This is a genomic window from Acidiplasma aeolicum (assembly GCF_001402945.1).
In the GTDB taxonomy this organism is placed as follows: Archaea; Thermoplasmatota; Thermoplasmata; order Thermoplasmatales; family Thermoplasmataceae; genus Acidiplasma; species Acidiplasma aeolicum.
In genome coordinates this window covers 1-13,856 of record NZ_LKBG01000189.1, presented here as the reverse complement: position 1 = coordinate 13,856, position 13,856 = coordinate 1, and the positions used below count along the sequence as shown (strand labels likewise).

Here is a 13,856-nt window from a genome sequence, read left to right as displayed (position 1 = left end):
TGCTATTTATGCATTCTCCGATGTAAAATTACTTATTATTGAGGAACCTGGAGATATACATTATCTGCATTTTTTGGTGTTTTATTATTTGCATTCGATTTTGAAATGTTCCTTGCAAGCATACCGGGATTGATAGCGTTATTTAATTTTAATTTAAATGATATAAATATAATAAACGATACCGCATTTATTGTTTCCGCCATAGCTGCATTCTCCTTTGGTTACCTTGCAGATAAGTATGGGCGAAGATTATTATTTATGATTACTGTTTTATTATATTCATTTGGGTCTTTAATAACCGGTTTTTCCTTTTCTGTTCCAACCTTTATGTTTTCACGCGGTTTAACATCTGTAGGTGCAGGAACAGATGAACCGCTGGGTTTCACCTTGACGGCAGAGACCGCACCGCACAAACTTCGTGGAAGACAGATGCTAATAACATCACTGGGTTTTCCTGTGGGCCAGACATTTGGTGCTGCAGTGGTTTATCTATTTGAATTATATAATATACATTTAACATATGTATTTTTTATAGGCGTTCTGCCCGCCCTGTTCATATTATATTTCAGAAAATCACTGCCTGAAACAGACAGATTCATGGATTTAAGGAAGGCAAAAAATGATTATATTCAAAATAAAAAGGAGGAAACAACAAGATACAGCGCCAATTTGAGGGAGGCAATAAAAAATCCCTTTGTACAAATGTTCCACAGGGATTTAAGGAGAAAATCCATACTCATTGCAATTTATGCCGCAATACTATCGGGAAGTGCAACAATATCTCTTGTGGCATTGCCAATATATTACGTTGAAATAAAACACATAGCATTCCTTGACACATTATCCTTTGAATTTATATCCTTTGGCATAGGTATTATTGGATACATATTTGCAGCATATCTTGGCAATAAAATAGGCAGAAGAAACGTCATGGCAGTATTCATGTTTATAACATCAATTTCCGTTGCCGGAATAATATTATCAACATCATATTATTATGTACTGCTATTTAATATTGTATTTATTTTCTTTTTATTATCACAGTGGGCTGCATGGCCATTTTACGTAAACGACATGTTCCCAACAAGAGTTAGGGCGACTGCAAGCACATACGGTTATGCCTTTATGTGGATTGGCAACATAATAATGCCAACATCTTTACTTTCACTCGTTTACATAATAGGCTGGAACCAGTCAATAATATACATCTTAATGATTCCTATAATATTTAGCATTATAATATCTTCACTGTTAAACCGTGATATACCAAACAGAATACTTGAAAAAAATGCTGTCTGACCAAATATATCTGGTAACATATATTGATAATATATGGCTTTAAGCCTTTAGAATAAACATAATTATCATCAATTTTTATAATTTTTGAAACACTAAAAATTCTTAATGCATGCAAAAGTTGAATTCATAAAATTACATCAGATGTTTATATTTTAGTTACTTCAACTTTAGATAAATTTATTTAGGTATACCTAATATTGTTGCATGGATTTTAGAAATAATGAGGAGGATTATATAAAAACAATTTACACCCTCATAGAGGCATTTGGTAGTGCCAACGAAATAGGAATAAGCTCCGATTTAAATGTCTCCATGCCAACAGTTTCTGAGTATTTAAACAAGCTTGAGGCTAAAAACATTATTAAAAAGTTTAACAGAAAGATATATTTAACAACATATGGACTTGACCTGGCCGCACCAATAATGAGCAGGCACAGAATATCCGAGGTATTTGCCGTAAAAATGCTCGATGTACCATGGGAGGAATCACATGATGCTGTTATGGATATAGAGCATTCAATAGATGATTTACATTTTAATAAGCTCAGGAAGAACCTTGGAAATCCTGATAGATGCCCTCATGGAAATCCCATAAACATTAAAGAAAACCCAAATATCATGGAATTTAGCATTAATCAGGTTCCAGAGGGAAGATACAAACTTTCAAGAATTATATATGAGGAAAATAACCTTCTGAAGAAATTTGCAGATGCATCGATCCTTCCCGGTCAGAACTTAACCTTCTACAGGGATGGTAGGAGCATAGTTATATCAGGTAATAATGAATTTAAAATACCAGAAAAACTTGCAGGCTCCTTCAGGCTAGTGACATCATATGAATGAGGAATCAGATTTAAACCTAAGATCCAGAAAGAGCAGGTTAAGGTTCTATCTTCGCTTCTTTGGTCCCGCATGGCTTGTTATGATTGCTGATATGGACGCAAGCAGTACAATAGGGGCTGCAGAAACAGGTGCCATTTTTAAATACGGATTAATATGGTTCATGATTCTCATGATACTTCCATTATATTTTGTCCAGGAGATATCAGGGAGGATAGGCATAGCAACATCCAAGGGACTTGGTGATGTCATACGTGAGAATTATTCAAAAAAAGTATCTGTTATTATGTCATTTCCAATGGCACTTACAGATGTTGTAACATATGCAATAGAATATATGGGCATAGCCATAGGATTAAACCTGATGGGCATACCAATATTAATTTCACTTCCGGTTATATATGTGGTTCATTTATTCGTTGTTTCCAGACACGGATACAGAAAAACAGAAAAAATCTTAATACCAATAACACTGGTGCTTATAGTGGCCTTCATTGTTGACCTGTTCCTGCGTGGTTTTATTAATTCATCCCCGGTATACTTTTCACCAGGATACTCCTACATATTTATTCTGGCAGTAAATGTTGGTGCGGTCATAATGCCATTTATGCTGTTTTTTCAGGCATCAGCCACGGCAAGTAAGGTCAGGTATGTTAAGAACTCATATATTGATATAAACAATACAAGGAGTGATGAAATAGACCGGGCGGCGTTAAAATCAATGAAACGTGAAACGTTATTTGGTGCAATAGTTTCAGAACTGCTCATGGTAATAGTGGAGATGGTATTTTCAGGGGTGCCAAAAACCACAGATTTTGCCTCAGCATCACAGCTTTCAGTTGCGCTTGACGCAGTTGCCGGGTCTTTCTCCCCATATCTATTTGGAATAGGTTTAATTGCAGCAGGATTTATTGCCCTAATAGTAATATCCATGGGCAGTGCATGGGGGGTTGTTGAGTCATTAAACATAAATAAAAAGCATGTTTTCACCGTTTATGTTCTGGAAAGCCTTCCTGCAGTTATAGCCGGAATGATACTGCCTGCAGATATGTTAATTAATTCAGTTCTTTACCTGCTCGTCATCTTTGTTTTTGTTCTGATAGGCCCTGGTGTGATAATGGGCATTATTGGTCAAAACAGGAAAATAATGGGAAAATTTTATATGAAAAAATTAACAAGAATATTTTACTGGTTAAGCCTTATATTTGTTGTATTCTTTGGGGTTCTTGCAATAATTTGAAATTTATTTTTTAAATTTATATTAAATTATAATTTGAATAAAATTTATTTCAAAGGTCATTAATTAAATAATATAAAAGGGCTGTACGCTCGGGCATTGAATTAATGTATATAAATTCATTTTCAGAGTGGGCACCGTCACCAACTGCACCAAGCCCATCCAGAACAGGGGCATAGTATGAACAAAAATTGCCATCGCTGCCACCGGCAACAGATGTTTCCTCAAGATTCATATTTAATTTTTCATGTGCAATTTCCCTTGCCCTCATGAACAGCTCCTGTGATTTGAGCGTTTTTATCATTGGTGGCCTTATATTGTATTCTGTTTCTATTTTTGCCAGTGGATTTACAGGTTTTATATTTTCAATCAGATTTTTAATATCAGACACCATGCGTTCTGATCTGAATCTCAGATCTGCCTCTGCAATGCAAAGATCTGGTATAACATTTGACCTCGTGCCCCCTCTTATGACATCAAAATTTATTCCAGCTATACCTGATTTTTTTACCTCCATTATTATATTGGCAGCCTCTATAATTGCATTTACTCCCTTTTCCGGATCAAGGCCGGCATGCGATGATTTTCCATGCACTGTTAGTTTTACTGTGCCAACACCCATTCTTTCCGTTTTAAGCTTTCCATTTAATGATGGTTCCATAACCAGAACATATTCTGCATCCCTGGCATTTTCTATAATTATATCCTTTGAAAAGCCACTTTCTATTTCCTCGTCAGATGTCATTAAAAGAACGATTTGCCTATTAAATTCAGAATGCTCAACAATGTATTTAAGTGCATATAATGTCTGTATTATTCCGGCCTTCATGTCAAATATGCCGGGACCGTATGCCTTTTCACCCTCAATTCTGAATGGCCTTTTCTTTAATGTTCCCTCTGAAAAAACAGTATCATAATGTGTTAATAAAAGTATTTTTTTTCCGCTGCCAAGTGTGCATTTAATATCATTCCCGGTGTTATCAGATTTTATAATTTCCGGTACACATTTGAGGTTTTCCTCCAAATATCCTGAAATAAAGTCCACAAATTTATCAAGAAGTTTTTTATTATATGATGGGGTTTCAAATTCAACAACAGTTCTAAGGTCATTTATCATATTTTTTTTATTTTTTTCCATATATTCAAGCGGATTCAAAATATAACACCCCTTTCAACAGCATACTTATTAATTAATTCCTCATCTATTTCTATCCCATTGCCTGCGCCATTATAATCCTTTATTATGCCGTCCTCCATATTATATGGATTTTTAACAATGTCCCTTATGTAATATTTGCTGTTTGGTGATGTATCCCCGGGATAGTCTATGAGCTTATTTGATGCCATTGCGATGTTATATGATCTGCCAACCCCTGTTTCAAGCATTCCACCGATCCAGACATGGCCATTATTTTCCCTGGCAATTCTTGCAATTTTTAATGAATTGGTAAGTCCTGATACCCTTCCAGGTTTTATATTGATCACGCTGCATGCGCCAATGTCAAATGCTTTCTGTGCCTTTTCAGGGGATGTTATTGATTCATCAAGGCATATTGGGGTTGATATCTCCCTTGCAAGTCTTGCATGGTATATTAGATCATCATGATATAATGGCTGCTCTATATACACCAGATTGAATTTATCAAGTTTTTTAAGTAATTCAAAGTCCTTTTCAGTGTAATCAGAATTTGCATCAACGCTTAAATTTATATCAGGGTATACGTCCCTTATGGCAGAAACTATTTTTAACTCCTCACCCTTCATTATTTTTACCTTTATTCTCTTATATTTTAATTTTAATGCATCATCTATTCTTTTTATCATTTTATTTATATTGTCCATGCCTATTGAAATTCCAACGTTTGCATACCCACGGCTATCACCAAGGAATTCATGCAGCGGTTTTCCCATCTCCCTTGCCCTGTAATCATATAAAAGCATTTCAAGTGCAGCCTTTGCCATATTATGGCCTTTTATGTTTGATGATCTTGTTAGAAATTCTTCAGGATCAGGAACATCCTTAATATTTTGTGCCAGATACCTTTTTATTACATGAAGTGCGGTGTCATTATCCTCATAGCTGTAAAATGGATCCTGATCAGTTACTGATTCAGAGTATGATACAATACCATTATGTTCAAGCCTAAAAATAAGGGGCTTTCTGTTCACATCCGTGCCAAAGCTAGTTTTGAATGGCACAATCAATGGCATATCCAGTAAATAATATTCAAGTTTCATTGGTTTATATATATTAACTGTTTATTAATTTTCCGAGTTAAACAATGTATAAATATTTAAAATTGTGATAATGTATTTATATTAAAGAATCACAAAAACAACGGTTACCAGAAGGATTAATGCAACAAGATAGTCTATTTTCTGTGGACTTAAACTGTTTATTTTATTAAAAAGAATTTTATGCAAAAATATGGTTATTGAAAAAAGTGTTAGACCGGAAATTATTATAAAAACGGAGATCGTATTAAATATAAATCCCATGCCATATGTAAGCCCCATGAGTATGACCGGCACTATTGCCGGATCTGGGATAATGCTTGTTAAAAGTATGGTTTTTTTAATTGGCTCTGGCATGCGGTTCTCATGTGCCTCATGCCTTGCGTTTATTATTATATAAAATGAAACAAATAATAATATGGAGACCACAAATAGCCTTAAATATATATCAGGAATAAAATGAATACCAAAAATAACTATGGTAAATGATAGCACAGATGAGAATAAACCATGAAGAATTCCCAGTGAAAGTGAAACAGCGCCCGCCTTCTTTTTTGTATATCTATTCTTTATTGCATATGAAATTATTGGGGTCCAGTGGTCAGGTGCAATCATATGAAGTATGGCTATTATTATTGCCAGTGATACTATGGCTGCGGGTACCAGCAGGTATAAAACTACCATCATAAAAAGGTAATGATATAAATGTTAATAATCTTGCCTATAAATATCTGATAAAAAATTGGGTTTTAATTCGCTTAATGCCGTATTTATTAATCTTGTATTAATGAAAAAATAGATAAATGTATTTATTATACTTATTCGATGTTAGATACTTATATAGTTTCGGCAAAAAGAACGCCCATAGGGAAATTTGGAAAATCCCTGGCAAGGGTAAAGGCCACAGAACTTGGTGGTGTGGCAATTAAGGGCGTCATAGATGATTCAAGGATAGATAAGGACCTCGTGGAGGAGGTTATTATGGGTAATGTAATCCAGGCCGGTGTGGGCCAAAATCCTGCAGGCCAGGCAGCATTTTATGCAGGTCTGCGGGATGAGGTGACAAAAAATACAGTAAATGTTGTATGTGCCTCTGGAATGCTTGCAGTTGAAAATGCCGCAAGGGAGATAGCCCTGGGGGAGCACGACATAATAATCGCAGGCGGCATGGAAAATATGAGTGCATCACCACTGTTGCTTAATTCTGAGTTTAGATGGGGACCAAAACAGCTTTTATACAAAAATTTCAAGGTTGAGGATTCCATGCTTGTTGATGGTCTGATAGATGCAATGTACAATGAGCACATGGGCGTTTCCGCCGAGGGGTCTGCAAGGAAGTACGGCATAACAAGAAAGGATGCCGATGAGTTCTCTGTTGAAAGCCAGGAGCGTGCATTAAGGGCCACAGAATCCGGTGAATTTTCAAAGGAGATTGTGCCGTTAAAAAACCTTGAAAAGGATGAGGGAATAAGAAAGACCACCATGGAGGACCTTGAAAAGCTTGTCCCCGCATTTGATCGCAATGGGATTCTCACGGCAGGCAGCTCATCCCAGCTTTCAGACGGTGCCTCTGCCCTGCTTCTGGCATCAAAAAAGGCTGTTGATGAGTATGGATTAAAACCCATAGCAAAAATCACAGGATTTGCCTCCGCATCAATGAATCCAAGGGACTTTGTTGAGGCACCAATACCCGCAACAAGAAAATTGCTGGAAAAACAGGGGAAAAATATAGATTATTACGATCTTGTTGAGCACAACGAGGCATTTTCAGTTGCATCCATAATAGTACGTGATCAGCTGGGTATAGACCCTGAAAGGTTTAATGTAAATGGCGGGGCAATAGCAATAGGCCATCCACTGGGAAACAGCGGGTCAAGAATTATAGTAACACTTATAAACGCACTTAAATCAAGAAAGTTGAATACCGGCCTTGCAACGATATGCCATGGTGGTGGCGGTGGCCACTCATTATCACTGGAGATGATATATTGAGGGTAACTGTAATTGGTGGTGGAACCATGGGTTCCGGTATTGCGGAGGTATTTGCACAGTTTGGACATGATGTCATACTTTCAGATATTTCCGACTCAATACTTAGAAAATCAGAGCTGGCAATCAACGCATCACTTAAGAAATTATCAGAGAAGGGCATAATAAAGGAACCTGAAAGGGTATCAGAAAGAATATTATATGATACAAATTTCACTGCATATGACTCAGAATTTTATGTGGAGGCTGTAATAGAAAAACCTGAAATTAAAAGTGAGGTTTTGCATAAAATTAAAAATCAGAATGCCATTGTTGCAACAAACACATCATCAATATCAATTACAATGCTCTCAAAATATGCGCCGAATCCAAAAAAATTTATTGGCATGCACTTTTTTAATCCTCCAGTAATAATGAAGTTAATCGAGGTTGTTTCAGGATACGATACTGATGGTGATACAATAAAAAGGGTTATGGATATTTCAAAATCACTTGGAAAAACCCCGGTTATGGTTAAGGATTTTCCCGGTTTTATTTCAAACAGGGTTCTGATGGCATTAATCAGGGAGGCAATTATATCACTTGAGGAGGGCATATCAGATGCGGCCGGAATAGATACAATAATGAAGCTTGGAATGAACCATCCCATGGGCCCGCTTGAATTATCTGATTTTATAGGCAACGATGTTGTTTATGATATACTCAATGTATTATATAATGACCTTGGCTATGAAAGGTTTAAGCCACCAGTCACGTTGAGAAATATGGTTTATGCCGGAAAACTTGGTAGAAAAACAGGTGAGGGGTTTTATAAATATGATAAATAATGAAGAGTTTGATGAGTATAATGTAATAAAAATGGATGATGGCGGACTTAATCCACTTGATATTTCAAGGCTGGAATCTGTTAAAAACCTGCTTAAAAATAATAAGATAAACATTATAACAGGAAATAACCGTGCCTTCTCTGCGGGTGCAAATATAAACAATTTCGTTGGCATGAAGGATACAGAGGCATTTAATCTGAGCATGAAGGGGCATGAGATACTTGATGAAATTGAGTCTTTTCCCATGCCGGTCATTTCCGTACTTAATGGATACACACTTGGTGGCGGTCTTGAGCTTGCATTATCAACAGATTTTAGAATAGGAGGGCCGAAATTAAAATGGGGATTTCCGGAAGTTAATCTTGGAATACTTCCGGGCTGGGGGGGAACCCAGCGCCTAAAAAAAATTGCAGGAAGGGCAAATTCTGAATACATAATCATGACAGGTAAAACCTTTAATGCCGATGATGCAGTGAGGTACGGCATAATTGCAGAAATTTCAGATAATCCGATGGAGAGGGCCATTGAACTTGCAGTTGATCTTTATAAAAAATCCCGTGAGGCCATAATAAATATCAAAAAATTGATGATGGAATCCTCATTTTATGATGAATCAAAATATTTTGCTGAATTATTTAACACAAAAAATGCGAAAATGGGCATAGAGAGCTTTCTAAACAAAAAAACCCCAAAATTTAATGAGTAAATATATTTTTCTCCCTGTAAATTTCCATATATTTTTTACCGCTATCAGGAAACACTGTTACAACATTTTTATCAGGAAACATATCGCTTAATTCTTTTGAAACATAATAATTAGCACCCGATGAGGGGCCTACAAAATAAACGCTGTTTATCCATAAGTTCCCTAACACCATAATATGCATATTTTTCATTTAATTCTTTAACATCATCAATATATTTCATATATTTATCAAGTATCCACTTATTATTTGAAATAAACGGATTCCTGAGGCCAAAAATATGCGATCCGGAATCAGGAATTATTCCTACTGTTTTTGTATTTCCATTCTCCTTCAAATATCTTGAAATTCCTGTAATGGTACCGCCTGTGCCAATTCCAGCAACCAGAAAATCAACGTTAATTATTTCATTTTTAATTTCTGGTGCTGTTGTGTAATAATGTGCATCTGAATTAAGGTCATTTCCGTGCTGGTTTAACCTAAAGTATCTTCCGGGATCGGATTCAACGATTGATCTGGCATATTCAATGGAGGCCTCTGTGCTGTTTCCCTTTGTAAGTATCAAATCTGATCCAAGAGATTTTAAATAATCTTTTGTACCATTACTAGCACCCTCCGGTATTATTATTTTACTCTTAAGCCCAAATAAATTTGATATACCGGCCACTGCTATTCCTGTATTTCCAGATGAGGCCTCAACAATAATTGTATCCCTATTTATTATGCCGGTTTTTAGTGCATAATCTATCATAAAAAATGCTGCCCTTGATTTAATTGATCCGAATTTATTGCAAAATTCGGCCTTTGCGTATAAATTATCATCCAGCTTTATAAGTGGTGTGTTGCCTATGCCAAAACTGTACATTTCACTGGCAATATCATTTTCAATAGACATAAACATGGATATATTTTTAATTAATTAATATTTGCAAATTAAAGAATAATATACAAAACATTTAATAATTAAAAAATCATGATTAATAAATGACTGACAATAATGAGAACACAGAAAATGAAATAAAGGCTGAAAATATTTCAAGTGACGAGAATGTTGAATCAACTCAGGTTATAAATGAAAAACCTAAGGGAAATAATAAAGCTCTTTTTTATATAGAACTTGGAATACTGCTGGTTGCCATTATTTTAATAGGAATTGCATCCCTCCAGTTTGATAAGATAGGCCATGTAAAAATTAATGGATTTACAGAGGTGGCATTTCCACTGGGATTAATATTTATAGCATTTCCAAGCCTGTTTTATTTCGAAAAATTAAGGCATAAGAACCCGGCAATTGTCATATTAATAATATTTTTAATAGGAATAATATTAATATACGTTCTTCTGGGTCCATATAAAATGTTCACTGTGCATCTCAGGCTCCTTGGTGCTGTAATGGCAGAGTATATCATTGGATTCTTTATGCTAATGCATCACATATCATATGAGAGAAAACATATAATAAAAGAATAATTGTCTTTATATTTTATTTTTCACCAAATTTTGAGGTGTATTTCCCAGCCTCGTCCATGGCCCTTTCGACAGCCTCCTCTGGTGTTTTAACTCTTATTAATTTTCCATCCCCCTCTTTTACATCAATGTTTAAATTTCCTATTGATATCACACTTTTTCCCTCGGTTAATGCAAATGCCGCCTCGGAGGTTGTCCCTGATTTTCCGTCGATTGCAATTAATGCATCACTTGCCCTTATAATGAGAAAGTTCCTTAAATAGCCTATTCCGGTAGGTATAACCAGTGAAAGATACTTATTTCCACCATTTTTTGTATATTCCGGCATAAAGCCTGCAACAAACCCACCGGCATCATAAACACCATGCGATGCGCACTCCATAACGCCTGTTTTTCCGCCGCAGAACACTGCGCATCCATTTTTGGAAAGTAAATATCCAACCTTATAGGCAATGTTACAGTAAAATTCATCAGCTGTGCTTCCGCCAATAATTCCAATGTTATATTTGAACATGGTCAAAAATTTGTAACAATTATAAAAATTATTGTATTTTTGTAATATAAACCGTTAAATTTTTTATGGCCTTTACATATGCCATTTCACCCTTTTTAAATGTATCCTCGGGATTAACAGGAACGGCACGCCAGATCTGCGAATCTATGCTAATTTCATATGTATTATTTTTGAGAACATTTTTTATTTCACCGGTTTTGCCGATTAGTGCATCCGGCCCTGTGGCTATTGGCCTTCTGAATGGGTGCCTCAACCAGAATCTTGAAAACCATGCCCCTATAAAGAAGAAAATTACTGCAACCAAAAATATTGTTATATAATATTCCTGTGAATTCATAAACATTTAAATGAATTGCTTTATATTAATATTATGTAAATGTTTTAGTGCAATGCTGGAATTATAAAAGAATGAATCTTAATGAAGAAATAATCAATTGCAGAAAATGCCCAAGGCTTGTGGAATACAGGACGACGCGGGAGATACCAAGAAGGTATTCTGGAGAAATTTACTGGAGCAGGCCCGTTACAGGTTATGGGGACATTCACGGTAAACTGCTCGTGATTGGTCTTGCACCGGCATTTAACGGTGGTAATAGAACAGGCAGGATCTTTACAGGTGATAAAAGCTCCGATTTTTTGATATCGGCACTTTACGAGGCAGGTTTTACAAATATCCCAACATCAACATCCAGGGATGATGGACTAACATACAATGATATGTATATAACACTTGCATTAAAATGTGCGCCACCGGATAACATACCATTAAAGGATGAGCTTATAAATTGCCAGCCGTTTCTTATAAGAGAAATACAAATGATGGATAAGCTTAGGGCTGTTCTGGTTCTTGGTAAAATAGCCTTTGATTCCTATTTAAGGATACTATCAGAAAAGGGAATAAACATTAAAAATGTTAAATTTGGAAATGAACTTTATTATGATATCAATGGAATCAGACTTTACTGCTCATACCATCCAAGCCCAAGAAATGTTAATACCGGGTCATTAAAAAGGGAGAACTTTATAAAATTTTTAAGGGAAATAAAAAAATACATAAATTCCTGATCATTCCTTTTTATGGTAAAACCATTTATTATTTTCTAAATGAAAATATGCACCATTTCTTAAATAAATTCTGTCTATTTTTTCCTCACTTTCTATAACATCATGATAGCATATTCTGCTTCTTCTTACCACCTTTCTGATGCAATCATTCCTTCCACCACATTTATTCAATGCCTTTCTAAGGTTTATTATATTATCCTTTTCGTTTTTTAATTTCTGCTTTTCCTTGGTTATATACCCGGGCTCAAAGCGCTCCCTTGAGGAATGCTTTCTTTTTCTTACATAAACTGCCCTTCTGGGTATAAAAACGCCCTTTCTTGGAGTTACAGCCATTGCATATATTAGTTAAATATTATATTTAAAAATTTTTAATCAATGTCCTTTTAAATTATAATTCCGGAGGATATGAATTATTTATGAATTTCAATGTTTAATGATATTATAATCAATAATGTTAAACATTAGAGTGTCTAAAGGCTATTTAAACTTTAAATATAAGAACATCCAGCATTGAAGCTGAATATTTAAATCTTTAATGGCATATTAATGTATGCATACTCTTATACTGAATACCACAAAAAATTTGGAAAATTAGGATAAATAATGGAAATAATAGGTCGTATATATTATGGCCTTTTTTGATGTTAAAAAAATTAATAAATATTTATCATCAGTATTTTATTGCATATATGTTGATATTTGGTTCTGGTATTCTATAAAGCTTGATACAATAATGCATTAACATGATATGGGTTTACCAGTTTTGATAACTATATCTTTTTTTATTTGTACAAATTATTGTTAAAAAATGTGCGTTATCAAAGACGTAATTATGTATTATATGTTTTTTTAATTATACATATTTTTTTATTTGTAACATTCAGTTATGGAAAATGATTCAATACCGATGGATATGGCTACCTTCTTCAATGGGAATATTATTTTATTGTTTTAAACCATATTGTTGATAATATTAATCCTCTAAATTTATTCTTTTAATATCCATTTTGTCATATACGTGGTCAGAACTAATTATTTCTCCATTGCAATGGGCTGAATGGAATGCATCGGAAAAATTAACCCCACTTTTTATATACTCTGCGGCCAAAATATACATACTGTTATTTTCATGGCAGATGGCCATAACGTCTTTTTTAATTTCAATAAATCCAGATCATATTTTTTGGCAAGCAGCATTAATTCAATATATGTTACCTCTGAGGTTTCAATTTTATGGTTTTTCATAATCTTAACTGCATTTTCCTTTAACCAATCAGAATTTTTAAAATTGCCAGAAAAAAGTCGGTATCAGCGTATGTCATTATAAGCCTCCTCATTTATATCATTTTTTAATTTTTTGATCGGTATATCCCTTAACCTTTCTCCAAGCCTTATGAGGTCCTCTATTGGATTTTCAGGAATATCATAAGGTATAATTTTGTCCCTGTATGGAACTATAAAAAATTTTGTTCCATAGTTTTCTCTTATTTCTTTGGGAATGTATATTTTACCATTTTTTTCCATTCCTATTATTGAATTTACCATAAGACTGTATTATATAATTAAATATTAAGTTATTAATAAATAATCAATTTTAAAATTTTTTGAGAATCCATAGGGGATGGATTCCTGAAACAAGATCAAATTAATTATTTTTAGAACAAACATTATGTATACAG

At 34.6% G+C, this 13,856-nt stretch carries 16 protein-coding genes and 1 pseudogene; 8 read left to right on the top strand and 9 right to left on the bottom strand.

Translation table 11 applies throughout. The features are described 5' to 3' along the window. Window positions 1-81 precede the first annotated feature (81 nt). From AOG54_RS04380 to AOG54_RS04370, 3 genes and pseudogenes are all read left to right on the top strand, one after another. Window positions 82-1,299: pseudogene (locus AOG54_RS04380) on the top strand (MFS transporter); the annotation flags it as partial. A gap of 204 nt (window positions 1,300-1,503) precedes the next feature. Beyond that, window positions 1,504-2,142, top strand: coding sequence for a metal-dependent transcriptional regulator (locus AOG54_RS04375; RefSeq protein WP_048101435.1), 639 nt, complete (start codon window positions 1,504-1,506; stop codon window positions 2,140-2,142). Beyond that, on the top strand, window positions 2,135-3,379 hold the full coding sequence (locus AOG54_RS04370; RefSeq protein ID WP_055032475.1) for an NRAMP family divalent metal transporter: 1,245 nt from the start codon (window positions 2,135-2,137) through the stop codon (window positions 3,377-3,379). Before AOG54_RS04375 ends, AOG54_RS04370 begins: the two co-directional genes overlap by 8 nt. Before the next feature lie 49 nt (window positions 3,380-3,428). Here the strand turns inward: AOG54_RS04370 and AOG54_RS04365 are convergent, their stop codons facing one another. The 3 genes from AOG54_RS04365 to AOG54_RS04355 all read right to left on the bottom strand — a co-directional run bounded on the left by AOG54_RS04365 (window position 3,429) and on the right by AOG54_RS04355 (window position 6,298). Beyond that, window positions 3,429-4,532: a M20 family metallopeptidase gene (locus tag AOG54_RS04365; RefSeq protein WP_055032474.1), complete on the bottom strand. Its 1,104-nt coding sequence runs from the start codon at window positions 4,530-4,532 to the stop codon at window positions 3,429-3,431. Continuing rightward, on the bottom strand, window positions 4,529-5,614 hold the full coding sequence (menC, locus tag AOG54_RS04360) for an o-succinylbenzoate synthase (protein ID WP_055032473.1): 1,086 nt from the start codon (window positions 5,612-5,614) through the stop codon (window positions 4,529-4,531). The genes AOG54_RS04365 and menC overlap by 4 nt, the downstream gene beginning before the upstream one ends. A gap of 81 nt (window positions 5,615-5,695) precedes the next feature. Then, window positions 5,696-6,298, bottom strand: a complete 603-nt coding sequence (locus tag AOG54_RS04355; RefSeq protein WP_054964034.1) for a hypothetical protein — start codon at window positions 6,296-6,298, stop codon at window positions 5,696-5,698. Between the two features lie 138 nt (window positions 6,299-6,436). Here AOG54_RS04355 and AOG54_RS04350 point away from each other — a divergent pair, with 138 nt between their 5' ends. Genes AOG54_RS04350 through AOG54_RS04340 form a run of 3 tightly spaced genes read left to right on the top strand, consistent with a single transcriptional unit; the run spans window position 6,437 to window position 9,133 of the window. Then, window positions 6,437-7,603: an acetyl-CoA C-acetyltransferase gene (locus AOG54_RS04350; RefSeq protein WP_048101431.1), complete on the top strand. Its 1,167-nt coding sequence runs from the start codon at window positions 6,437-6,439 to the stop codon at window positions 7,601-7,603. Beyond that, complete coding sequence (locus AOG54_RS04345) at window positions 7,600-8,427, top strand: 3-hydroxyacyl-CoA dehydrogenase family protein (protein ID WP_048101430.1); 828 nt, start codon at window positions 7,600-7,602, stop codon at window positions 8,425-8,427. Before AOG54_RS04350 ends, AOG54_RS04345 begins: the two co-directional genes overlap by 4 nt. Then, window positions 8,417-9,133, top strand: coding sequence for an enoyl-CoA hydratase/isomerase family protein (locus AOG54_RS04340; protein ID WP_052656731.1), 717 nt, complete (start codon window positions 8,417-8,419; stop codon window positions 9,131-9,133). The genes AOG54_RS04345 and AOG54_RS04340 overlap by 11 nt, the downstream gene beginning before the upstream one ends. Before the next feature lie 110 nt (window positions 9,134-9,243). Here the strand turns inward: AOG54_RS04340 and AOG54_RS04335 are convergent, their stop codons facing one another. Beyond that, window positions 9,244-10,026, bottom strand: coding sequence for a pyridoxal-phosphate dependent enzyme (locus AOG54_RS04335; RefSeq protein WP_052656729.1), 783 nt, complete (start codon window positions 10,024-10,026; stop codon window positions 9,244-9,246). Between the two features lie 89 nt (window positions 10,027-10,115). Between AOG54_RS04335 and AOG54_RS04330 the strand changes: the two genes are divergently transcribed. Continuing rightward, window positions 10,116-10,601 carry a hypothetical protein gene (locus AOG54_RS04330; RefSeq protein WP_048101428.1) on the top strand — a complete coding sequence of 162 codons (486 nt, stop codon included), beginning with the start codon at window positions 10,116-10,118 and terminating at the stop codon, window positions 10,599-10,601. A gap of 13 nt (window positions 10,602-10,614) precedes the next feature. Here AOG54_RS04330 and AOG54_RS04325 read toward each other — a convergent pair whose 3' ends face one another. Both AOG54_RS04325 and AOG54_RS04320 read right to left on the bottom strand, forming a co-directional pair. Beyond that, entirely contained in the window at window positions 10,615-11,112 is a 498-nt protein-coding gene (locus AOG54_RS04325) for a TIGR00725 family protein (RefSeq protein ID WP_048101427.1), read from the bottom strand. Between the two features lie 28 nt (window positions 11,113-11,140). Continuing rightward, window positions 11,141-11,449 (bottom strand): NfeD family protein, encoded by a 309-nt coding sequence (locus AOG54_RS04320; RefSeq protein ID WP_048101426.1) that lies wholly within the window; start codon window positions 11,447-11,449, stop codon window positions 11,141-11,143. 71 nt (window positions 11,450-11,520) lie between these two features. Here AOG54_RS04320 and AOG54_RS04315 point away from each other — a divergent pair, with 71 nt between their 5' ends. Continuing rightward, a complete protein-coding gene (locus AOG54_RS04315) occupies window positions 11,521-12,177 on the top strand; it encodes a uracil-DNA glycosylase (RefSeq protein WP_048101425.1) in 657 nt (218 codons plus the stop codon). Here AOG54_RS04315 and AOG54_RS04310 read toward each other — a convergent pair whose 3' ends face one another. The 3 genes from AOG54_RS04310 to AOG54_RS04300 form a co-directional block, all read right to left on the bottom strand. Next, window positions 12,178-12,510 (bottom strand): hypothetical protein, encoded by a 333-nt coding sequence (locus AOG54_RS04310; protein WP_048101424.1) that lies wholly within the window; start codon window positions 12,508-12,510, stop codon window positions 12,178-12,180. It abuts the gene before it with no gap. A 756-nt stretch (window positions 12,511-13,266) separates the two neighbouring features. Next, complete coding sequence (locus tag AOG54_RS10040; protein WP_197065852.1) at window positions 13,267-13,422, bottom strand: hypothetical protein; 156 nt, start codon at window positions 13,420-13,422, stop codon at window positions 13,267-13,269. A 63-nt stretch (window positions 13,423-13,485) separates the two neighbouring features. After that, window positions 13,486-13,722, bottom strand: coding sequence for a hypothetical protein (locus AOG54_RS04300; protein WP_048101423.1), 237 nt, complete (start codon window positions 13,720-13,722; stop codon window positions 13,486-13,488). Between the last annotated feature and the right edge of the window lie 134 nt (window positions 13,723-13,856).

Coding starts and splice junctions, on each gene's coding strand:
- AOG54_RS04300 (WP_048101423.1), bottom strand. CDS start 13,722: ATGGTAAATTCAATAATAGGAATGGAAAAAAATGGTAAAATATACATT.
- AOG54_RS04350 (WP_048101431.1), top strand. CDS start 6,437: ATGTTAGATACTTATATAGTTTCGGCAAAAAGAACGCCCATAGGGAAA.
- AOG54_RS04310 (WP_048101424.1), bottom strand. CDS start 12,510: ATGGCTGTAACTCCAAGAAAGGGCGTTTTTATACCCAGAAGGGCAGTT.
- AOG54_RS04375 (WP_048101435.1), top strand. CDS start 1,504: ATGGATTTTAGAAATAATGAGGAGGATTATATAAAAACAATTTACACC.
- menC (WP_055032473.1), bottom strand. CDS start 5,614: ATGAAACTTGAATATTATTTACTGGATATGCCATTGATTGTGCCATTC.
- AOG54_RS04335 (WP_052656729.1), bottom strand. CDS start 10,026: ATGTCTATTGAAAATGATATTGCCAGTGAAATGTACAGTTTTGGCATA.
- AOG54_RS04325 (WP_048101427.1), bottom strand. CDS start 11,112: ATGTTCAAATATAACATTGGAATTATTGGCGGAAGCACAGCTGATGAA.
- AOG54_RS04315 (WP_048101425.1), top strand. CDS start 11,521: ATGAATCTTAATGAAGAAATAATCAATTGCAGAAAATGCCCAAGGCTT.
- AOG54_RS04330 (WP_048101428.1), top strand. CDS start 10,116: ATGACTGACAATAATGAGAACACAGAAAATGAAATAAAGGCTGAAAAT.
- AOG54_RS04355 (WP_054964034.1), bottom strand. CDS start 6,298: ATGATGGTAGTTTTATACCTGCTGGTACCCGCAGCCATAGTATCACTG.
- AOG54_RS04370 (WP_055032475.1), top strand. CDS start 2,135: ATGAATGAGGAATCAGATTTAAACCTAAGATCCAGAAAGAGCAGGTTA.
- AOG54_RS04320 (WP_048101426.1), bottom strand. CDS start 11,449: ATGAATTCACAGGAATATTATATAACAATATTTTTGGTTGCAGTAATT.
- AOG54_RS04340 (WP_052656731.1), top strand. CDS start 8,417: ATGATAAATAATGAAGAGTTTGATGAGTATAATGTAATAAAAATGGAT.
- AOG54_RS10040 (WP_197065852.1), bottom strand. CDS start 13,422: ATGAAAAACCATAAAATTGAAACCTCAGAGGTAACATATATTGAATTA.